The organism is Hyunsoonleella flava (assembly GCF_004310325.1).
GTDB lineage: Bacteria > Bacteroidota > Bacteroidia > Flavobacteriales > Flavobacteriaceae > Jejuia > Jejuia flava.
This window is the reverse complement of record NZ_SIRT01000020.1, coordinates 1-22,092: the sequence shown is the minus strand read 5'-3', so window position 1 is coordinate 22,092 and position 22,092 is coordinate 1. Positions and strand designations below refer to the sequence as shown.

The 22,092-nt window shown below is 34.9% G+C and carries 23 protein-coding genes; 3 read left to right on the top strand and 20 right to left on the bottom strand.

The genetic code is table 11. The annotated features are described in order from the left end of the window. Positions 1-127 precede the first annotated feature (127 nt). From EYD45_RS16350 to EYD45_RS16295, 12 genes are all read right to left on the bottom strand, one after another. Positions 128-343 (bottom strand): hypothetical protein, encoded by a 216-nt coding sequence (locus tag EYD45_RS16350; protein WP_130965744.1) that lies wholly within the window; start codon positions 341-343, stop codon positions 128-130. A gap of 10 nt (positions 344-353) precedes the next feature. After that, positions 354-1,049 (bottom strand): GTP cyclohydrolase I FolE, encoded by a 696-nt coding sequence (folE, locus tag EYD45_RS16345; protein ID WP_130965743.1) that lies wholly within the window; start codon positions 1,047-1,049, stop codon positions 354-356. Positions 1,050-1,159: 110 nt separating this feature from the next. Further along, positions 1,160-1,432: a TIGR03643 family protein gene (locus EYD45_RS16340; RefSeq protein WP_130965742.1), complete on the bottom strand. Its 273-nt coding sequence runs from the start codon at positions 1,430-1,432 to the stop codon at positions 1,160-1,162. Next, complete coding sequence (locus tag EYD45_RS16335; RefSeq protein ID WP_317127944.1) at positions 1,429-1,878, bottom strand: hypothetical protein; 450 nt, start codon at positions 1,876-1,878, stop codon at positions 1,429-1,431. The genes EYD45_RS16340 and EYD45_RS16335 overlap by 4 nt, the downstream gene beginning before the upstream one ends. Before the next feature lie 102 nt (positions 1,879-1,980). Next, positions 1,981-3,462 carry a cryptochrome/deoxyribodipyrimidine photo-lyase family protein gene (locus tag EYD45_RS16330; protein ID WP_130965741.1) on the bottom strand — a complete coding sequence of 494 codons (1,482 nt, stop codon included), beginning with the start codon at positions 3,460-3,462 and terminating at the stop codon, positions 1,981-1,983. Beyond that, entirely contained in the window at positions 3,452-4,984 is a 1,533-nt protein-coding gene (locus tag EYD45_RS16325) for a cryptochrome/photolyase family protein (RefSeq protein WP_130965740.1), read from the bottom strand. The genes EYD45_RS16330 and EYD45_RS16325 overlap by 11 nt, the downstream gene beginning before the upstream one ends. Continuing rightward, positions 4,985-6,295 (bottom strand): DASH family cryptochrome, encoded by a 1,311-nt coding sequence (locus EYD45_RS16320; protein WP_130965739.1) that lies wholly within the window; start codon positions 6,293-6,295, stop codon positions 4,985-4,987. Further along, complete coding sequence (locus EYD45_RS16315; RefSeq protein ID WP_130965738.1) at positions 6,265-6,411, bottom strand: DUF2256 domain-containing protein; 147 nt, start codon at positions 6,409-6,411, stop codon at positions 6,265-6,267. The genes EYD45_RS16320 and EYD45_RS16315 overlap by 31 nt, the downstream gene beginning before the upstream one ends. Further along, the gene (locus tag EYD45_RS16310) at positions 6,371-7,831 is read right to left on the bottom strand and encodes an SDR family oxidoreductase (RefSeq protein WP_130965737.1); all 1,461 of its coding nucleotides are present in this window, start codon (positions 7,829-7,831) and stop codon (positions 6,371-6,373) included. Before EYD45_RS16310 ends, EYD45_RS16315 begins: the two co-directional genes overlap by 41 nt. After that, positions 7,828-8,463 carry a flavin reductase family protein gene (locus EYD45_RS16305; RefSeq protein ID WP_130965736.1) on the bottom strand — a complete coding sequence of 212 codons (636 nt, stop codon included), beginning with the start codon at positions 8,461-8,463 and terminating at the stop codon, positions 7,828-7,830. Before EYD45_RS16305 ends, EYD45_RS16310 begins: the two co-directional genes overlap by 4 nt. After that, the gene (locus EYD45_RS16300; protein ID WP_130965735.1) at positions 8,464-9,777 is read right to left on the bottom strand and encodes an ABC1 kinase family protein; all 1,314 of its coding nucleotides are present in this window, start codon (positions 9,775-9,777) and stop codon (positions 8,464-8,466) included. Then, the gene (locus EYD45_RS16295) at positions 9,777-10,433 is read right to left on the bottom strand and encodes a TetR family transcriptional regulator C-terminal domain-containing protein (protein WP_130965734.1); all 657 of its coding nucleotides are present in this window, start codon (positions 10,431-10,433) and stop codon (positions 9,777-9,779) included. The genes EYD45_RS16300 and EYD45_RS16295 overlap by 1 nt, the downstream gene beginning before the upstream one ends. Positions 10,434-10,617: 184 nt before the next feature. Here EYD45_RS16295 and EYD45_RS16290 point away from each other — a divergent pair, with 184 nt between their 5' ends. From EYD45_RS16290 to EYD45_RS16280, 3 genes are all read left to right on the top strand, one after another. After that, positions 10,618-10,950: an ArsR/SmtB family transcription factor gene (locus EYD45_RS16290; protein ID WP_130965733.1), complete on the top strand. Its 333-nt coding sequence runs from the start codon at positions 10,618-10,620 to the stop codon at positions 10,948-10,950. 63 nt (positions 10,951-11,013) lie between these two features. Beyond that, positions 11,014-12,060 carry an ACR3 family arsenite efflux transporter gene (arsB, locus tag EYD45_RS16285; RefSeq protein WP_130965732.1) on the top strand — a complete coding sequence of 349 codons (1,047 nt, stop codon included), beginning with the start codon at positions 11,014-11,016 and terminating at the stop codon, positions 12,058-12,060. Positions 12,061-12,353: 293 nt separating this feature from the next. Then, positions 12,354-13,202: a DUF2911 domain-containing protein gene (locus tag EYD45_RS16280; RefSeq protein ID WP_130965731.1), complete on the top strand. Its 849-nt coding sequence runs from the start codon at positions 12,354-12,356 to the stop codon at positions 13,200-13,202. A 252-nt stretch (positions 13,203-13,454) separates the two neighbouring features. On the opposite strand, the gene EYD45_RS16275 is transcribed toward EYD45_RS16280, so the two are convergent. The 8 genes from EYD45_RS16275 to EYD45_RS16240 all read right to left on the bottom strand — a co-directional run bounded on the left by EYD45_RS16275 (position 13,455) and on the right by EYD45_RS16240 (position 21,952). Beyond that, positions 13,455-13,655, bottom strand: coding sequence for a helix-turn-helix transcriptional regulator (locus EYD45_RS16275; RefSeq protein WP_130965730.1), 201 nt, complete (start codon positions 13,653-13,655; stop codon positions 13,455-13,457). After that, positions 13,645-14,118 carry a hypothetical protein gene (locus tag EYD45_RS16270; protein WP_130965729.1) on the bottom strand — a complete coding sequence of 158 codons (474 nt, stop codon included), beginning with the start codon at positions 14,116-14,118 and terminating at the stop codon, positions 13,645-13,647. The genes EYD45_RS16275 and EYD45_RS16270 overlap by 11 nt, the downstream gene beginning before the upstream one ends. A gap of 112 nt (positions 14,119-14,230) precedes the next feature. Continuing rightward, positions 14,231-15,220 carry a Gfo/Idh/MocA family protein gene (locus EYD45_RS16265; RefSeq protein WP_130965728.1) on the bottom strand — a complete coding sequence of 330 codons (990 nt, stop codon included), beginning with the start codon at positions 15,218-15,220 and terminating at the stop codon, positions 14,231-14,233. Then, a complete protein-coding gene (locus EYD45_RS16260; protein ID WP_130965727.1) occupies positions 15,198-16,913 on the bottom strand; it encodes a sodium:solute symporter in 1,716 nt (571 codons plus the stop codon). Before EYD45_RS16260 ends, EYD45_RS16265 begins: the two co-directional genes overlap by 23 nt. Before the next feature lie 110 nt (positions 16,914-17,023). After that, positions 17,024-19,549 (bottom strand): PIG-L family deacetylase, encoded by a 2,526-nt coding sequence (locus EYD45_RS16255; RefSeq protein ID WP_130965726.1) that lies wholly within the window; start codon positions 19,547-19,549, stop codon positions 17,024-17,026. Positions 19,550-19,626: 77 nt separating this feature from the next. Then, positions 19,627-20,115: a hypothetical protein gene (locus tag EYD45_RS16250; RefSeq protein WP_130965725.1), complete on the bottom strand. Its 489-nt coding sequence runs from the start codon at positions 20,113-20,115 to the stop codon at positions 19,627-19,629. Between the two features lie 129 nt (positions 20,116-20,244). Continuing rightward, entirely contained in the window at positions 20,245-21,174 is a 930-nt protein-coding gene (locus EYD45_RS16245) for a hypothetical protein (RefSeq protein WP_233702681.1), read from the bottom strand. Positions 21,175-21,388: 214 nt separating this feature from the next. Further along, positions 21,389-21,952 carry a hypothetical protein gene (locus EYD45_RS16240; protein WP_130965723.1) on the bottom strand — a complete coding sequence of 188 codons (564 nt, stop codon included), beginning with the start codon at positions 21,950-21,952 and terminating at the stop codon, positions 21,389-21,391. Positions 21,953-22,092 lie beyond the last annotated feature (140 nt).

Here is a 22,092-nt window from a genome sequence, read left to right as displayed (position 1 = left end):
AATGTGCTTTTATTTGCACATCATCGCAATATAATAAAATATAGAAGATTACCTATTTTTATGCAGAAATATTAGATAAAATTTAATATATAGGGTAATTAACCCTCTGTTTTTGACAGTAATACCATTATAAACGCATTTTTAAACGCTTTTCTACTTTGCGCTTTATAACCGTTAAACGCTTCATAATATCCATGATTTTTTCATCTTTTTTTACCTTGTAAATCTGATTTAAATCTAAGATTAAGGCTTTTGCTTCTCTAGATAATTTAACGCGATCACTTGTAGATAAGGATCTCATTTTTCTTTGCTCAAACTCTAAAGCTCTGTTGATTAGTTCCATTTCCATAATATTATCCGTTTAAATAATTTTGTAATTCTGTAATTTTTTCTGAAGTGTTAAACTCTCCGCCATAATATGCGGTAACCGTCGATGAGGTATCATCTTTTATACCTCTAGAAGACACACAAAGGTGTTTTGCATCTATGATAACCGCAACATCCTCAGTATCTAAAATTTCTTTTAGCTCGTTGGCTATTTGATTAGTTAATCGCTCCTGCACTTGTGGGCGTTTAGCGTAGTATTGCACAATTCTATTCAGCTTTGAAAGGCCAATGACTTTACCCGATGAAATATAAGCTACATGCGCTTTACCAATAATGGGTACAAAATGGTGCTCACAATTTGAATAAAACGTAATGTTTTTTTCCACAAGCATTTGGTTGTATTGATATTTGTTATCAAACAAAGCCACTTTTGGTTTGTTTTCTGGGTTTAAACCTGAGAAAATCTCATCAATATACATTTTAGCTACACGTTTTGGCGTGCCTTTTAACGAATCATCCGTAAGATCCAATCCCATTACATCCATGATTTCTTCAAACAAAATGGCAATACGTTCTTTTTTCTCGGTATCACTTAGTTTAAATGCATCTGGTTTCATTGGTGTTTCCAATGATGTGAATAAATGGTCATCTCCAATATCTTCTAATGTGAAGCCATTTAATTTGTGACCGTTTTTCTTCTCTTCTAGTTTTTCTAATTGCATAGCATCTTTTTTATGTGCTGTCTCAAATTTAGGATTGTTAAAATCCAATCAATGATATTTTAAGTTTCAACTTTAACTCAAAAGCTTCATTATCATTTAATCAAAGCACGTTAACGTTTTGAAATTTTATTATGTGTTATTTGTTTTTGTCTACTGCTTTTAAAGCGCCCTTCATCAAATGTTCTCAATTTTTCATGTTTTGTCTTTCTTCCTTGAACTCTAGCCCTCCACATTTTAAAGCTACTAGGTTTCATCTCTCTTCTCATCAGCTCAATTACCTCTTGTTCTTTCAATCCAAATTGAAACGCAATAGCCTCAAAAGTGGTTCTATCTTCCCACGCCATTTCTATAACTCTGTCTATATCTCCATCAGTAAGTGTCATATATTTTGAAAGTTATATTGTTCGTCATATCTTATTTTTTCATCTAGCATTTTTTTAAAGAAACTCCTGTTTTCCTTAAATGTTTTATTGTTTTTAAAGTGAATGAATTTTCCTTGTGCATGTATGCTTGCGCCATTAGTTTTATACATCACTAATTGATAATAAGGAATAGCCCAAGTAAAATTTTGTAATCCCTTGTTAATAAATATCAATATGCCACTTTTCCTCAATTCAATATTTGCATAATTGATATCTGAAACCGAATTTAAATAGGATTGCATATTCGGACTCACCTCCCCAACGATCATTCTTTTAGAGCCTACACCTTTCATCTTCAAGGACTCCAAAATTGTAAATGATCTCCCCACTAAATATTCCAAAAGCTGCTTATGTTCTCTGTTAGGATGTGTAGTATTAAGTATCATGTTTTCTACTTTATATCCCAAAGATACAAAATGTTTAATCTTTTTTATTAAAAGTTAAACAAAAATTAACATAATACTATTGAAAAAACTTATTATATACTTAAGTTGTTGTTTTGTAGGTGTTTACGTGTTTTGAAGTTTGTTTCTTAATGTGTGTTTTTTAAGGATTCTTTTGCTCTCCTCTAATACCGTTTTGTCTTTACGGAGTTTCCAAAGGGCATCTCCTGCTTTTTTTCGAGTAGTGTCTAAATCTACAATGGGGTTTGGGTAATCTCTTCCCAATTTAAAATTGTAAAATTGCTGCTCTAGTGCTGTCATCAAATAGGGTTGATGTGCAAAAGGCGTATCTAATTTGTATAGCTCAGGTACCCATTTTTTTATAAAGGAAGCTTCAGGGTCGTGTTCCAAACTGTTTTTCACAGGATTATAAATTCTAAGCATATTAATTCCGGTTTCGCCTGCTTGCATTTGCAATTGCGGGAAATGGATACCGGGTTCAAAATCCAAAAACATTTGAGATAGGTGTGTAGTAGCCTCTTGCCAGGGTTGCCATAGGTTGTGGGTAAAAAATGAAACTACTAAGGCGCGCATTCTAAAATTTAAATACCCTGTTTCGTTTAAACAGCGCATGCAAGCATCTACCAACGGATAACCCGTATTTCCAGTTTTCCAAGCGACTTGATATTTCTTGGATATACTTTTTTTCAGTCGGTGAAACCCTTTATTTACACTAGCTTCCTCCATGGTATGTTCCATTTCAAACTTTTGAATAAAATGCGTTTGCCAACGTAATCTAGACATAAATGCTTCCAAAGCCTTTTTGTGTTTTGAAGTTTCTTTTAAATGGTAGGCCTCATGATATACCTCTCTAACGGAGAGGTTTCCCCAAGCGATGTATGGTGAAATTCTGCTACAACTAGTTCTGGCTAATTCTGGTTTAGAGATATGTTGCATGTAATTTGGGTAACGTTCTGAAAAAAAGGATTTAAGATATTTTTTTCCAGTAGAACGTCCACCTTTTTGAAACGCTGTGAACTCCGGTGTGCTTAAACTCGGTATGTTTAGGTTTTGCTCTATCTCGTTTATAACTTCAATAGGAACCAATTGGTCTTGCCTTGGCTGAAAGGGTAGAGGGTCAATAGCATAAAATGCATCTACTTTTTCATTCCAGCCTTCTCTGTCTTTTAAACCGCGAATTACCCCGTTATTGATATTTTCATGCCAATTAATCAAATTGTTCTTGCAAAAGCGTTTGAAATTTTTATCGCGCTCGTAAGTCACAAGAATTCCAGTTTCTTGGTGAGAATAAATATCAGAAATTCTAAAATGTGATTGTAAATGATTTATGGCCGCAATTATATCAGATTGAACAATAAGTACTTTGGAATTATACTGCTTAAGTTCGGCGTTTAAATCTACAAGCGATTCTTTGATAAAATTCCAATGGCGTTCGCTATAATGCGCATCGTCCATCAAAATTGGTTCAAAACTGTAAAGTAATAACACTTGCCTTCCAGTTTTTAGAGCGTTAAAAATAGCTTCGTTATCGTGTAAACGCAAATCGCGTTTTAACCATACTACATTTACTTGGGGCTTAGTATTCATCTTGATGTGCAATTATATGTTGGGCGCGTTTTTTTATGTTTTGGAGCTGACTTTTATCCATTTTATCCAGCAAGCTATACATCATGCCCATTCTAAAGTTATTTCCTAAATACTCGCGCTTTTCGTCAAGGAAATTCCAATACAAGCTATTAAACGGGCAAGCATTTTCTTCTGTTTTTTTACTTTGGCTGTAATGGCAACTAGAACAGTAATTGCTCATTTTGTATATGTAAGAGCCAGAGGATACATATGGTTTGGTTGCTATTTTGCCACCATCAGCAAATTGGCTCATACCTCTTGTATTTGTTAGTTGTACCCATTCTACGGCATCAACATAAATTCCCAAATACCATTTGTCAACTGCATCAGGATTAGTTTGCGTCAATAACGCATAGTTTCCTGTAATCATTAGCCGCTGTATATGGTGCGCATAACCATTATCTAGTGAATTTGTAATGGCATGTTTTAAGCAATTCATTTTCGTATTGCCAGTCCAGAAGAATTCTGGTATCTTATTTTGATTGTTCAGCTTATTTAAACTTTTGTAATCTGGCATAAAAGCCCAATACATTCCGCGCATATATTCACGCCACCCAATGATTTGGCGAACAAAGCCTTCTACTTGAGATATTTCAATATGGTCTCCGTGTTTTCTGTAATAGTTCATCACGGTTTTTACAATATCCTTTGGAGAAACCAATTTTAAGTTCATCGCAAACGATAAGCGTGAGTGAAACAGATATTCTTCATTGGTATGCATCGCATCCTGATAATCACCAAAATGAACCAACAAATGTTCACAAAAATATTTGAGTTGTTCTAGCGCCTGAACTCTAGTAATAGGGTAGGAGAATGTTTTGGTTTCAAACTTACCTATGGTTTCTATTTTTGCCTTTTCTATATCCTGAAGCACTTCAGAAATATCATTTTTAAATAATTTATAATTAGGAATTTCAACCTCGCCTTTCCATTTGTTTCTGTTGCTTTTGTCATAATTCCATTTGCCACCCTCAGGTTGGTCGCCCACCATTAAAATATTATGTTTTTTGCGCATATCTCTGTAGAAATTTTCCATGAGATATTGCTTTTTGCCTTCAAAGAAACTTTTTAAATCTTCTCGCTTAGTGTAAAAATGTTCTGCAGAATAGGCTTTTGTTGAAATTTCAAGATTATCACAATATGTTTTTAGTTGCTTATCCAATCGGTATTCATCGGGAAGCATATATTCAAAATGTTCAATGTTATGTTTTTCTATTAATTGAGAAAGATTTTCAGTGAGGCTCTGGGTATTCTCTTTGTCATTGATTTTGAAATAAGTAATATGATGCCCATCCGATTTTAAATGGTCATGAAATTGGCGCATCGCAGCAAAAAAGCCAATTAATTTTTGAATGTGATGTTTAACATAATCGGTTTCCTGACGCATTTCAAACATACAATACAATACGTAATCATTAGTTTGTTTAAACCATGAGTGTTTACTATTGAGTTGATCGCCTAATATGAGTCTGAGTATTTTCATCTAAAATAGCGTAGGTTGTAACCATAATTTTTGAAATTTATTATTAACATCATAGCGTTCAGCTTGTAAATCCACATTAAATTTTCGGTCTCGCGGATCGTTACCTACACCAGAAACATACATCCAATTACCGTAATTACTATGTACATCATAATCTATAAGCAACGACTCAAAATACGCAGCACCAATTCTCCAATCGAGTAATAAGTCTTTTGAAAAAAATGATGCTACGTTTTGCCTGCCTCTATTGCTCATCCATCCTGTATGTTTTAGTTCTAGCATATTAGCGTTTACAAATGTTGATTTTGTTTCTCCTTCAATCCATTTGTTTATTAAATTTTTATCAGTTTTCCATTGATACTCTTTTTCAAGAATACCACCAATTTTGAAGATGTTATTGCCGTATTTAAGTGATATGTATTTGAAATAATCTCTCCAAATCAATTCAAAAATTAACCAATATGTTGATTGATTTTTATAATGCTCTTTTTCAAATTGCTTTACAGACCAATAGATTGTTGCTGCTGAAATACTGCCATTGGCTAACCATGGTGAAAATTTTGAACTGTAATCCACACCTACTAAACCATTTCTCGTTTTTTTATAAACCCCTAACTTTTTAGTTTGAAAAAAATAATCATCCAATCGATTTAAAGCTGAATTTTCACCACCTTCAAAAGGGAAAGCTGAATTGGGATGTGTATTAAAATCTTCAAAACCTAAATCCTCGAGTGTTGGCACATTAGTGTCGTTTGAAATCGCTTGTATGGGTTGCGGAGTTATAGGGAAATTTATAGGTCTGATAAAACTGTATTTTTCAACTTTTTTTCTAAAATTGGTAAATACCTGAGGGATGTCTTCAAAAGACATATCAACGTCATCAGGGTGAAATAGAAACTGATTGTAATATTCGTAAAATGAGATGCCTTCTGGACTGTTATCTTTTACAACTTCTAAAACTTTTACTTCTTCACTTGTCCATTCCTTTTGAAGGTAGATTGAGTTAATGTTGAATTGCTCAATTAATTTAGAAATAACGTGTTCTGGTTTTTTACGGAAAAGAAACAGCTCAATATTTAAGTCTTTAAGATTTTGTTTTAAATCATTTACGGTTTCAATTAGAAATTTTGCCCTAAACTTTCCTGTTTTTTTGAAACCAAAAGAGTCAACTTGAAAATGTCGTGGATCGAAACAGTACACTGCAATAATGTGTTTGTGTTGTTTCGCTGCTTCATTTAAAACTGTGTTATCATTTACACGTAAATCGTTTCTAAACCAAACTAAGCCAGTGTCTTTTTGTTTCTTCTGCATCTTTCGCTACAATATTTAACGTTATCCCAATTGTGTTGCCATTTCTTTCTCCAAGTAAATGGTCGTTTACAAGTTTTACACGTTTTCTGCGGTAAGTGCTGTTTTTTGTGAATCAACTTCAACCAATTTATTTATCATTCCTGAAAATATAAAACCATGGAAAGGTAAAACGCTGTACCAGTATAAGCGTCCCCATAAACCTCTCGGTCTAAATGTAGCGGTTTGCTTAAGTTTGTTATCTTCAATTTTAAACTCTAACCAAGCTTCACCAGGTAAGCGCATTTCGGCATATAGCAATAGTTTTTGTTTGTCTTTATCTGCAAAAATAACACGCCAAAAATCTAAAGCATCTCCAGCATCCAATTCTGAAGGACTTGTGCGGCCACGTCTTAAGCCTATACCACCAAAAAGTTTATCAATATACCCTCTTATTCGCCATAAAAAGGTGCCATAATACCAACCATTTTTACCACCAATGCTCCAAATTTTTTCTATAGTTTCATCAGCATCGGTGACATAGCGCTCTTTGTAATCTTTAAAACACCCAAATTTTGGTACGTTTACATATTTATGTAATTGTTGTCCTAGTCTCCCACTGCTTACCATAGAGTCTTTCCAGCTGGAAACTATGCTATTTTGCTCAATTTTTTCAAATGCTAATGATACAGCCTCCTTGTAAGTAATAGGATTTACATCAAAAATTTCATTAATATCACTAGATTTTCCAATAATTTGAATGCCCATGCTATCTACAAGCGATGTAGCCAGTTTATAAGATGTAGAGGTTACAAAATACAACCAGTAAGATGATAACTTTGGCGTCATAACAGGAACCGTTAAGATAGAACGTTTCAACCCACGAACCTCGGCAAATTGCATCAGCATTTCTTTATAAGTAATAATTTCTGGACCAAAAACATCAAAACTTTTATTATAAACCGCCTCATTGCCAACAGCTCTAGATAAAAATGCCAATACATCCCTAACTGCAAGGGGTTGCGTTTTGGTATTTAACCATTTTGGAGCAATCATAAAGGGGAGTTTTTCTACTAAATCCCTTATGATTTCAAATGAAGAACTCCCCGAACCTACTATAATTCCTGCATTAAAAATGGTTAGTGCATACTGCTCTGAAACTAATATGTTTTCAACATTTTTTCTTGAACGAAGATGTTTTGAAAGTTGATCTTCATTAGTGATACCACTCAAATAAATTACTTGATTAACATTTGTGGTTTCTATGTAGTTTTTAAAATTTTTGGCACATCTTTCTTCTAATGATTCAAAATTCTTTGAAGAATTTGACATGGAATGTATCAGATAATACGCCGCATCAATACCTTTGGGAATGTTTTCGAGTGTTTGTGGCTTTAAAAAATCAGCTTCAATTACATACACCTTATCATCTTCTGTATAGCTTTTATCTGCTCTTAATCTATCTCTAACAACACAAACAACAGTGTGCCCTTGATTTAATAAAAAAGGGATAAGGCGTTTGCCTATGTAGCCTGTTGCTCCTGTTACAAGAATTTTCATGACATTTCTGATTCTAATATTTTCGGTCTTTGGTATCCGTAACGTGTATTGGTTTCAGGTATAGCATAACCATCTAAACCATTAATCACTGCTACGTTTCCTTTGGAAAGGTTAATGAATCCATCATCTTCAATCAGTTCATTTTCAACGTATAACCCAACTATTTTTCCAATCACTAAAATCGTGTTATTCGCTTTTATTGGATATTCCTCAACAAAGCGCATTGCTAATTGAATAGGCGCATCCTTAACAAAAGGAGCTTTAAATCCTGGTTTGTATTCTGCTTCAAGGTTGGTTACCTCAAATTCAGAAACAGCACTATCGTATTTAGCAGAGGTATGGTGGGCATCTTTTTTAATGCCCTCGTGGATATGATTTATCGTATAAACACCTGTGGCCTTTAAATTTTCGTAAGTATTGCGAATTACTGTTGTTGGTCGCAGAAAAAAACCCAACATCGCTGGACTTGAACCAATATGGGTTACGGAACTGAAAACAGCTACATTCTCAATACCATCTTCTGAAACAGAACCTATTAAGTTAGCCGATTTGTAACCCGAACAACTATTAATCAAATTAATTTTATAGATGTGGTTTAAATTGTCAATATCTGATTCACTAAAATATGCCATTTATGAAAGCCTTAAATAATTATTAATTTTGATATTTTCTGCCTTTAAATCAAACATCAAATTATACAATCCAAAAAATGTTCTGTTGATGTATATAAAATGCTTTGAACCGCGATTACCGTTCATTTTTTTCAAGTCTGTACTTTTGGAATAGCGTTCTCCTAATTCGGCAATTTTGCCAAAAAATGATTCATCTGAAAAGTCAAAATACTCTTGATGAAAGGGTTGAGTAAATAAACTCAACATTTCATGAAACATTTCTGTAAAGAAAGCAATCTCATCTTTTGAATCATCTTCTCTTAAAATTTCAAGCTCATAGAGTTTTGAAACAAAATAATCTCTATTGCTAATATTTTCAGGTAAGGCAAGTTCAAAATAGGGTGTATAAAATTCCTGAGGGATGGATTTCATACACCCAAAATCTAATGCTATTAATTCACCTTTTTCAGAAATCAGGAAATTCCCAGGATGGGGGTCGGCATGTACTTTTTTCAAATTATGAATTTGATACATGTAGAAATCCCAAAGGGCCTGTCCTAATTTATTTGCTTTCTTCTGATTGGTATTATGAGCAGTAAATTCTGAGAGATGTTCACCTTCCATATAATCCATAGTGATGATACGTTCAGATGATAAATCTTCGTAATATTTTGGGAATTTTAAGTTTGAAATATGAGCGCAAGCTTCTGAAATTTCTTTGCTTTGAGTCACTTCCAAAATATAATTAGTTTCTTCAACCAATTTATGCTCTACTTCCTTAAAATATTTGTCGGAATCCTTTCCTTTAATATTAAACATACTCATAGCTACAGGTTTTACCATAGCTAAATCTGAAGCAATACTTTCAGCAACTCCTGGATATTGGATTTTCACAGCAAGTTTTTTCCCATTCTTAGTTGCAATATGCACCTGACCGATGCTTGCAGCGTTTACAGAAGTTGCATTAAAAGTATCAAACAAATCGTTAGGGTGTTTTCCAAAATATTTTTTAAATGTTTTAATTACTAATGGTGGTGATAATGGCGGTACGGAAAACTGAGCCAGTGAAAACTTTTCTACATAGGCTCTTGGCAAAATGCTTTTTTCCATACTAAGCATTTGTGCTACTTTAAGTGCACTACCTTTTAATTGTTTTAAACCGTCATATATATCTTCTGCATTGTTTTTGTTTAAACGCTCTTTAGCTTCTTCTTCAGTTTTTACAATTTTATCACCGTAATATTTTAAATAATTCACGCCTACTTTAGCTCCTGTGGACACCAATTTTGTAGCACGTTGAATTTTTGAAGTAGGTATGTTATCTATGGTTTTCATTAATTCATGTGGAATTTTTCTTTAAACAAAAATTTACCTAAGTCTAATACACTTTTTACTGGAGCAATGTCTAAGACGTCGAAGGTTGTATTGACTGACTTTTCAATGAAAATATCGGTCTTTTCAAAAGAAGCAGAGGTATCGTCTAGCCAAAACTTCATAGTTAATAACAGTTGTAACCATGCAGATTCTTTAAGCGCTTTATCCTGAAGCTTTTCAAGCTGTTCTTGCTTGATATCTAGCATTTGTATACCAAGTTCACTAACGTAATGCACAAAATGCTTTTTTAAGCCTGAAAGCATTTGTAAACCTTTCAGATCATTTTTATACTTGTCAAGCACGTGCTTTACGTAACTTCTATTGGCCGTAAGATTCTCAAAAAACGTATAGTAAAAGCTTAACAGTTTGTTGCGAGCGTCAAATATTTTATAATCTTCGCTTTTCTCTAAGGCATTTATAGAGTTTGTGAAAAATGCTTCGAAGATGCCTTTTTCAATAGCTTCAAAAGACGAAAAATGTTCGTAGAACTTAGCTTCATCAAAATTATTCATTTTGGCAAAAGCAAATACTGTTTTAGGGTTTTCATCATACTCTAGTACATAATCCATGCACCATGAGATAATATTGTTTTTTGTTATAGATTTTTTCTTCGCCATAATTTGTTTATTTATGGTAAAGATACAAAATGTTTAATAAATAAATAAAAAAGTTAAACAAAAAATAACTATGATATCATAATATAACTACAGTTGACGATAGAATATGATTTAAAATTGCAAAAAAATGTTTAAAATTTAAGCTATTAATCGTAATATTGCGATAGAGTAAAAAACATCAATAATGGGATTAACCAAAAACGAAATTTTTAACGACCAACAAAATCAAATTGCCCTTTTTGCAAAGGTCTTTGGCCATCCCGCAAGGGTTGCAATTCTTCAACATTTATTTAAAATTAACGCTTGTGTCTGTGGAGATTTGGTAAATGAAATAGGATTGGCTCAACCAACAATTTCACAACATCTAAAGGAGTTAAAACAGTTAGGCTTAGTTAAAGGAAATGTTGAAGGAACAAGCGTTTGCTATTGTATTCATGAAGAAAATTGGAATATAATGAAAACGGTTATGTCTGAATTTCTAAATCAAGACCTAACACACAAGCAAGAGTGTTGCTAAAAACTAAAACTATGCATTCTATTACTAAAATTAATACATATCACTTAATTAAACTTATAATACATGGCATCAAAAAAATTAAGTTTTCTCGATAAAAATTTAACGCTTTGGATTTTTATTGCGATGGCAATTGGAGTTGGTATCGGTAATTTTATGCCAACTTTTCCAGACTTCATCAACTCATTTAGTAGTGGAACAACTAATATCCCAATTGCCATAGGTTTGATTTTGATGATGTATCCGCCGCTAGCAAAGGTGAATTACTCACTACTGCCAAAAGTTTTTAAAAACACCAAAATCCTATCTATTTCCCTCATTTTGAATTGGATATTTGGGCCTATTTTGATGTTTGCATTGGCCATAACATTTTTACGGGATTATCCTGAATATATGGTTGGTCTGATTTTAATTGGTTTGGCACGTTGTATCGCAATGGTCTTGGTATGGAACGACCTAGCAGAGGGCAGTAGCGAATATGGTGCTGGCTTAGTAGCGTTAAATAGTATTTTTCAAGTATTTGCATACAGTTTTTATGCTTGGGTTTTCATTACTATTCTTCCTCCGTATTTTGGGTTTGAAGGTGCTATTGTAGATATTTCAATTGGCACCATTGCAGAGAGTGTCGCCATTTATTTAGGCATTCCATTTATTATGGGCCTATTCAGTAGGCTGGTTTTGGTAAAATTGAAAGGCGAAGCATGGTACACCAATAAATTTATCCCTGCCATTTCGCCTATAACTTTAATTGCACTCTTGTTTACCATCGTAGTAATGTTCTCGCTAAAAGGGGAATTGATTGTTGAAATACCAATGGACGTTCTAATAATTGCTATTCCGCTTTTAGTTTATTTTACGTTCATGTTTATTATTGGCTTTTTCGTTACCAAAGCCATGGGGGCTGAGTATGATAAAACAGCCTCGGTAGCGTTTACTGCAGCAGGAAATAATTTTGAATTGGCCATTGCGGTGGCTATTGCCGTTTTCGGATTAAATTCAGGACAAGCGTTTGCAGGTGTTATTGGGCCTTTGGTTGAAGTGCCTGCATTGATTTTATTGGTAAGGGCTTCCTTTTGGTTGCGGAAAAAATATTACACTAAAGACAGTGCTTAGAGTAATACATGTTTTTTTAATATTTTACATTGACCATCCAAAAAACCACTACGGTATATTTAGAGGAACTATTAGAGCAGGCTAGTTTGCGTTAGGGATTGAGGGATTTGTTGAAGCTCCCCGACGCAGGAGGGAGCGACTCCCGAAAGCCCGACCCGACCTAAGGAGGGTAACGCCCAACTCATTTATAAACAAATACGTAACCTTTTATTTTAAGCTTTTGTTAACAATAAGCGATTTTAGTTTAGTTAATTTTAAGCAGATAAAAACCTAATTATTAATAACTACAAAAAATGAAAAAATTACTACTATTATTTATGGCATGCACTATGGGTTATACTTTGCAGGCTCAAATAGAGACTCCGCAGCCTAGTCCTTCTGCTAAATTAGAACAAAAAGTAGGCTTAACTGATGTTACCATTGAATACTCCAGACCAAGCGTAAAAGGACGTAAAATCTTTGGTGGTTTAGTGCCTTATGGCGAAATGTGGAGAACAGGAGCCAATAAAAACACTATCGTAACGTTTAGCACCGATGCTACTGTTGATGGGCAAACGCTAGAGGCTGGATCTTATGCTGTATTTACAAAACCAGGTGAGGAAAGTTGGGAAGTGTATTTTTATACTGATACCGAAAATTGGGGAACACCACGAAACTGGGATGATAGCAAAGTAGCTGCTAAAACTACTGTAAAGTCTTATCCAATCCCATTTAATGTAGAAACCTACGCTATGGATATCAATAATATTACCAACAGTGGTGGTCACCTAGAGTTTATATGGGAGAAAACCTATGCTGCAGTGCCTTTTACAGTACCTACGGATAATGCGGTGTTAAAGAGTATTAATAACGTGATGAGTGGCCCTAGCGTTAATGATTATTTTGCTGCTGCTCAGTATTATTTGCAAGAGAATAAGGATATTAAAACGGCAAAGGGATGGATAGACCAAGCTATAGATATGACGAAGGACAAGCCACGTTTTTGGATGCTACGCTTGCAATCCCTTATTCATGCTAAGGCAGGTGAAAAGAGTAGTGCAATTGCGGCTGCTAAAAAATCTTTAGAGCTTGCTGAAAAGGCTGGAAACAAAGGGTATGTAAAAATGAACCAAGATTCTTTAAAAGAGTGGGGAGCGATGTAGATTGACCCTCTAAGACTTTTAGATACTTAGAAAAATAGAGCGCAACTTTTTACTGTTGCGCTTTTTTATTTGGGCGTTACCCCGTTCGGTCGCTGAGGCTCTCGGAGCGGGGTCGCGCTTTACTCATTGTTTATTATTTTGAATTAAGGTATTCGTGAATATAAATATTTCACTAGTCGCTCTCTGCGAGGAGCTCCAACATGCCGTTCAATCGCTAACGCGGGCGTTTTTGCTAGTATTGTTATTAACTCCTTAATCCGTTTCCTCCAAAAAGAATATCTCCTCTAAGGGTTTTTTAAAGAGTTTAGCGATTTTAAGGGAGAGTACCGTAGATGGTACGTACTTGTTCTTTTCCATAGCATTTATGGTTTGTCTGCTAACACCAATAGCCTGTGCTAAATCTGCTTGTGTCATATCATGGATAGCACGCTGTACTTTGATACTATTCTTCATCGCTTCTAGATTTAAGTTTTAAAAAGTTGAAACGGATTATAAAGAATAATAATGGTGTAAACATGTTATATATCATTACATTTAAAAAAGGCATGTCATAGATAAACATCACACTAAATAATAGAATGGAATAATTTAAAATTATTGCCCATACTAAAGAATCCTTTCTGAGCTTATAAATAAATTCATCTTCTTCCTTTTCTTTGGTAAAGCCAACAAGTAAACCTCCAATAATTATTAATACAGATATAATTTCATCAAAAATATTGTTTTCCTTAAAGCTAAGGAATGATTTATCATCATCAAAAAAACCACTTGAAGAAAGTATTTGGGGTACTTTAATCTCAAAAATTTCTGGTTCTACTCCATATATCATTTGTATTAAACCAGTGATTAGTCCACTCATTAATAGAATCCATCCTGGAATTTTATACTTATTAGGTAATAAATAATTTGTTTTCATAAATGTTCATTTTAGATTGATTATTAAGATTAATATCACAAAAGTAAAACAAACTTTACATTTAGACAAGTAAAAATAACTTTAAGTCAAAAAAAACTAAACTTATTAAGATTTAATATTGCAAATTGATGAGTGACCGTACTTGGTCTAAGGTTTTAATTAATAGCCTGCTAAACTCAAAAGTCATCACATCACTTTCTGTTTTTCCTTGATGGATAAGTTCTGTAAAATGGATGGTTTCGTAGTTGTAGCCAATGGAATTGTATCCAAAATCCAACGTTTCTATAGCTCCATCGTTTTTAGTAAGCGTTACTGTTGCAGGGGCATGAAACATACTATTAATCTTTATAATGCCCTTTTCACAGTAAAAAATAGCTTCAGTTGGGGTGTCTTCGACTAAAGAACTTCTTAAAAAAGCTTTCACACTATTTTGGTATTCAAAAACCATATTACAAGACGCGTCCGCTCCATTATCAAAGTAATTAGCAGTTGCACTTATATTTTCAGGAATCCCTAAAGTAGATAATGCCGCAAAAATAGGGTAGATGCCAATATCCAATAAACTACCGCCACCGAGCGATTTATTAAATAATCTATGCGAATTATCGAAATCACGATAAAAACCAAAATCTGCCTCTAGTTTTAATAGCTTTCCATAGGTTTTCTGCTCAAGTAGCTTTAGTACATGCTTGTAGTGTGGTAAAAAATAGGTCCATAGCGCTTCCATTAAAAGCGTATTATTTTCCTTAGCTACAGCTATCATGTCTTCTACCTCATTGGCATTCATGGCAAAAGGTTTTTCACATAAAACAGCGATACCATGTTTTAAACATAGTAGCGTATTTTCCTTGTGTAGCGCGTGCGGTGTCGCTATGTAAACAGCATCAATATTAGGGTCTTTTGCTAATGCATCATAACTATCAAACGCTTTAACGGCGCCATATTTTGAAGCAAACGCTTCTGCCTTGTCTTGGTTTCTAGAAGCTACAGCGTATAGTTTTGTGCCATCGACAGTTAATAGATCAGTTGCGAATTTGTGGGCAATATTGCCCAAGCCTATGATGCCCCAGTTTATAGTTTTAGGTGGTACTTTTTTTGTCATTTGAAGATATGGATTGCAGTAAAATTGCTATAAAAATAACAATAATACAACCAACAAAGTTTAACCACAAATACGGTAGGTTTATCTTTTCAAATTCATTAAGTAAATACAAAGCAATTACAATTATTTGCGTGATTAAAGCTCCTATAAATACAGCGTTACCTTTTACAAATTTGAAGAAAAACGCCAATAGGAAAATACCAAGTACATTGCCGTAGAAAATAGAACCAATTATATTTACTAATTGAATTAAGTTTTCAGCAAGATTCGCAACACAAGCCACTCCAATGGCTATAACACCCCACAGCAGCGTAAACCACCTGGAAGCTGCTACCATTTCTTCTTCAGTTTTTTCTGAGACATTTCTTTTGTATAAATCCATTGTAGTGGTAGAGCCCAAAGCATTCAATTCACTAGCAGTACTAGACATGGCTGCACTTAATATCACTGCCAACAAAAGCCCAATCAGGCCTCTTGGAAGGTTATTCAAAATAAAATAAATGAACACATAATCTTTATCATTGCTTTCTACCTTAACGTCTTTTTCTTCGCCTGCTTTATCAATAAGTGCTCGTGCTTCCTTTCGTAAATCGTCGTTGGCAGCATTGGCTGCGGTAATAAATGCAGCGACTTTGGGGTCATCAGTTGTTTTATAAGCGTTTATTATTTTCTGCTTATCCCTAAAAATTTGAGATTGCTCTTCTTGTAGTCTATTATATTCTTCTGCATACTCAGAATCTAGCACAATTTCCGTCGCTGTCGGATTAAAGTTTACAGGCGCTTCATTAAATTGATAAAACACAAACACCATCACACCAACTAGAAGGATAAAAAACTGCATGGGTACTTTTAGGAGGCCATTAAAAATCAATCCTAGTTGCATTTCCTTAACGGATTTTCCCGAAAGGTAGCGTTGCACCTGACTTTGGTCTGTACCAAAATATGATAACATTAAAAACGTACCACCGATGATACCACTCCAAAACGTATAACGGTTATTTAAGCTAAATGAAAAGTCTAAAACTTCCATCTTCCCACTAGCCCCTGCAATGTCTAAAGCTTTGGTAAATGTAATGTCCTCAGGAAGTTTATTTACTATTATAAAAAACGCCACCAACATCCCAGTAAATATTACCACCATTTGATGCTTTTGCGTCACATTTACGGCTCGCGTACCACCTGAAACCGTATATATAATGACCAAAACACCAATAGCAATATTTAGTGTTAATAAATCCCAGCCCAATACAACGGATAAAATAATTGCCGGTGCAAAAATGGTAATGCCCGCTGCGAGTCCGCGCTGAATTAAAAATAAAATGGCAGCCAGTGTTCTTGTTTTTAAATCGAATCGGTTTTCTAAAAACTCATAGGCTGTGTAAACTTTAAGGCGATGGTACAGTGGAATAAACACCATACAAATCACAATCATAGCAATGGGCAGTCCAAAATAAAATTGTACAAAGCCCATACCGTCATTAAAGGCTTGCCCAGGTGTGGATAAAAAGGTAATGGCACTAGCTTGAGTGGCCATTACCGAAAGTCCGATAGTCCACCATTTGGAGGTATTTCCACCTCTTAAATAGTCCTTTACGTTTTTGCTACCTCTAGTTTGTAATGTGCCATAGGCAACAATAGCAATTAAGGTTGCAGAGAGCACCGTCCAGTCAATCCAATTTAGCCCGTTAACCATCTAAAATGCTTTGGTTATAAGATAAAACACGACAAAATATAGGGCATTAGCCACCAATACTATGGTGTATAATTTGTTCCATTTTTGTTTTGGTGCTTCCTTTTCCATGATTAGTCTTCTAGTTTTAGTGAAGCCTTAATTTCATCCTTGCCCAAGGATAACATATTGGCGAACAGTCTGTAAGCTCCAGATACGCCTGCGGGAAATTCTCTAAAGAAACTCAAGCCTGTGTACATGTAATATCCTTTACCATGCTTAGCAACCAATAAGCTACCTTCTTTTGGTGTTTCTCCCTTATCGTTCATGGAAAGGATAGGAGTAAACTCACTACCCCAGCTATTGGCGAAATACAAGCCACGCTCCTGTGTCCAACCCTCAAAATCGTTTTGAGTGATTTTATTGGGGAAATTCAATACCTCATGGTCTGGGTTTAAAAATCGTACCTCTGCAGTTTCATCGGTTACACGATCTCTAGAAATCTTTAAATCGAAAGGTGCTAATTTATCTGTTTTTAAACGATAGGATGTGCTGTATTGTACAATCATATTGCCGCCATTTGCCACAAAATCAAATAACTGTTGTTGTTTAAATTCAATGTCATCAAGCGTGTTGTAGGCTCTAATACCAACCACAATCGCATCAAATCTGCTTAATGTTTCAGGGTCAATGTCATCTAAGGTAAGTACACGAACGTTATAGCCTATTTGTTCTAAGCTTTCAGGAACTACATCACCCGCACCTTGGATATATCCAATGTTTTCACCTTGTTTTTGAATATCCAAACGCACCACCTTACTTTCACTTGGTAATAACACGGTTTGAAAGGGAATGTGGTCATAATCAATTTCAATCAATTCTTTGGTGTAATCGTTATCGCCAATGTGCACTATCGGACTAATAAATCCTTCGCTTTCATTCTCAGGAGGAATCACAGTAAACACCAAGGTTTGGTCTTCACCTTTATGGGTAATAGCTACTTTTTGTTTTTTGGGATATACTTGCCAGCCATCGGGATGGCATACCTCAACGTCGCCCTCCAAATTGTCGCGTCCAGCATTTACAACAACCGTAATATCATGTTGCTGATTGTTGTTAAAAATGATAACCTTTTCCTTGATTTTAGCCGAAGCTTCGGGAGTAATTTCAAATGGACGGTACAGTTCTCCTTTATCGGGTTTTGAAAAGCGCTGAATCACTGGTTTTGTAAAGGTGATTGGTGTGTTTTCAATCAGTACATTAAAATTAACCGTGTAGGCCCGTGGTGTTTCTGGTTTTCCTATTAAGCTTTTATCATCCACTTGATACATACCCAAAGTTCCTTTTTTATTCAACCAATAAGGCGTTGTGGGTTTTGCATCGTCTGCTATTTTTAAAACTTCCTTAAAGGTAAATCTTGTATTATTATCTAGCGCAATGTTTTTTGAAATCGACATGTTGCTGATGTTATCAATACTAACTAAAGTAATAGGTAATTCACTTCTATTTAGTACCTCCAAAGATATATTTACCATCTCGCCAGCGGTAGCCCAATTGGTGTTGGCTGACGCTTCTAAATACAGTCCAGCACACATTTCAATGATTGCTTTTAGCTCTTTTGTTTTCAGGGCTTTCCAGTGTTCATTGTCTATTTGCTGTAATAATTTGTAGGCTTTTAAGAGGTCTGATATATGAACCGATGGATTTTTAAAATTGAAGTTGTTTTCAACAGCATTTAAAATATCCCCAATGGCTTTGCCACCTTTAACACGATTCCATGAGGTATCAATCCCATCAAACACATCACTGGCACCATCAAGCGGTTCTCCTTTTAAAAACTCGATATATTCTTCCTGTGAACCGCGGGTGGACACACGCCCAAAACCCTGACATAAATGCTGGCTGCTGGCAATGGATGCCAATTCGTTATTAGACATACCTTTAAGTGGATAATATGTCCCAATATCCAAGGCTATCATATTAGTTTTGTCAATTTTATCAAAAGCTTCTCTACTGCCGTAACGCCACCAACTGGTATTGTAAAATAAGCGTTTAGGTTGCCAGACGCCTGTGTCTTTTAATAATTCAGGATAGGCAGATTTATCGTTGGCGAGATCAAATGCCTCCATGCTTAACATGGCGGATGTAGTATGATGCCCGTGTGTTCTTCCTGCTCTGCGGTGGTCAAACCTATTAATAATGACATCTGGTTTAAACTTTCTTATGGCTAAAACCACATCGCTTAGTACTTTATCCCTGTCCCAAATTTCCAAAGTTTCATCTGGGTGTTTGGAATACCCAAAATCGTTAGCTCTTGTAAATAGCTGTTCGCCACCGTCCACACGTCTTGCTGCTAAAAGTTCTTGGGTTCTAATCACGCCCAAAAGTTCTCGTATTTCTGGACCAATTAGGTTCTGTCCGCCATCACCTCGTGTTAATGATAAATAAGCGGTACGGGCTTTTACATGATTTGCCATATAAGCAATAAGCCTTGTGTTTTCATCATCAGGATGTGCTGCCACATACAAAACTGAACCTAAAACGTTGAGTTTTTGTATGGATTCATATATTTCTGAAGATGAGGGTGTTTTTGGTTTTTGTGCCGAAATTATAGATAGTGTAAAACAAACTATCAGGGTAAAAAGTAAGCGTTTTTGCATAATTTTCTTTTAGCTAACTGCCAAATATAAATAAAGAAACCAGCGCTATGGCTGGTTTTAATTTTTATTTAACGGAATTAAATCTGTTTCATATCTTTAGGCTGCACCTTTTTTTCTGGTTGCTCTGGCTCTGGTGGAATAATCATTTGCCGCCTGTCTCTAAAAAAGAGCTGCTGAATGGAATCCATACGTTTCATCATCTGTTCAATTTGTTGGTTATGATCCATAAAGCCTCTCTGAAAGAAGTTGTCTGGATAAAAGCCGCCGCCTGAAATGGAATCCCTTCCAAAAAAATCATCAAAAAAGGAGTCGTCAAAAAACGAATGACTATTAAAATGCTGTTGGAATTGCAATTTTAAACTATCGCTTAGTTTCCCGTTGGACGAATAGCTGTAAGAATAAATGGAGTCGTAGCGTTTTAGGTTGCCAAACTCGTCATATTCTTTGTTTACCGTAATGTTTTCGTCAGGTTTTACGGTGTTTTCTTCTGTTTTTTGTGTGTTGTCTTGTCCTGAACAATTAAAAAATAATAGACAAAACAATGGGAGTAGGTTCAATGTTTTCATCGTGGTTTATTTTTGAATTATACGTTTTAAAACGTTATCAAATTTTCAAAAAATGTGCCAGATGAGGACATGGTACTTTTATGAAATCAAGAAATGTCAAGATGGCAGGATGCTATAGGTTTAGCTTAGTTATTTTTTCGTCTGCTTTTGAATCCAATCCATAAGTTCATCTTTATCAATTGCATCCCAGGTTGATTGCGTATTCTTTTTAGTTGATGGATTGTCACCAGGTTGTAATACAATCAATTCAGTATTTTCATTTCCTGCTATTTTTAATTCGGCTAAAAAGCCAACGATGTCTGTTGCATTATTCTCATATAAAGTTCTTAGTTGTTTTGTCAACTTATATTTTATTGCCGGTTCTATGTAAGCTCGAATAGCATAGTCTTTATAAATCTTTACATTTTCATTTTTTTCATCAAAGTAGCTATATGATGAGAAGTTGTGATAACGCTCTGGATTGGTTTTTGGTGTTCCTTCCAAATACGTTTCCAATAGATAGTTAATAAATTTTGGCTCCCAAAGGTCAATCTGGTTAAGTTTTATGTCTCGTTTATGTTGATACCATTTCCTTGTAAAATCCATTGTGAAATTGCAAGCGACAATGCCTTTTGTTTTAAGTTGAAAGTCGAAATTATGCCCTTTCATAAATTTGATATATCGCATCGCTCTGTGTCCAACTAAACTTGCTCCTAAGAAGAAAATGTTATCATTTGGCAAATTGTATGTACCGAAGACTTCCCGAATGAGTTGATGCGCAGAAATCATTGATGATTTAGAAAAGTAAAAGTCAAGAGGAATTTCTGTCGAAACAGATAATACCGCAAAGTCTTTTTCCGTTGCTTGAGTATACATCTGTTTTGCACTTCTGTTTTTTTTATCATACTTAGAATCTTCGAGGAAAATAAGCACACCTTTTATTTCTTTATTTTCAGGAAGCATTAGGGTATAACCTTTTTGAATAAAAGGGAAAAAGTCATTTTCTCCTGTTCCAACGCTTAGGCTATCATTTTTTGCGGGTTCATAATATGCAACCACTTTCTGGGAAAAAGATTTCATACTAAAAAGAGTCAGGAAGACTAAAAATATTACCTTAAAAGGTCTTTTCATTATCGTTTGTTTTTAATTATGAAGTATTGTAGCGGTCTCGTATAACCATCACTTACGGGTTTAAGGTTATTATTTTTCGGTTTTGCACAGACTTTGACAATTTCGATTGGATTGGGACGCAGTCGAATCCGTTGTAGTTGCGTTTATACATTGTTGTAGTACGTTATTTTTTATTTCTATAAAGTTCAATCGCTTTTAAATAGTTCATTCCGCCACTCTTTGTTTGGTCGTTCAAAAATCCATTCAATTCAGGTTGATTTTCCGTAATCCAATTTACAAGTTCATCTCTGTTTTTAACAAATTTATCAACGTTGAACGAAGCAGAAGTCCTATTAATGTTCTTTATTCTGTTGCCCTCAAACTGAATTATTTCATTTGTAATGATGGGTTCGTGATGAAGAAAGGAAATTCGCTTGTCGATTTTTGAAATTTTAGCTTTTACAGTTCCATTTTCCTGTCCGATTTCGAGGATTTCGTAAGTCGGTTGGAATACAGAGTCCCATTTTACCCATTCAGCATATTCATTTCCACTATATTTTTGTTCAAACCCATCGTCAATTGTCGTAAAAATCTCGGTAATTAATTCAGTCGTTTCTGAAGGATTAGAATTGTTGATTGCAACATAGAATTTTTTGGCAATTTCCAGCTTGTCAAGTTCCTTTTCAGAATTTTTACAGGAAGTAGTTCCAATAGTTATGAGTAACAAAAAAACTGTGAGTTTATTCATTTTGCGATTGGTTTGGTATATTGTGCTAAAACGTCCACTGTGTATGGCGTAGTGGGGCGCGCCCCACGGAGAGCCATTGTTGCGCCCCATTCGCTATACGCGTTGTTGTGTGTAGTTTCGTGGGGAGTTCACGTGGACTC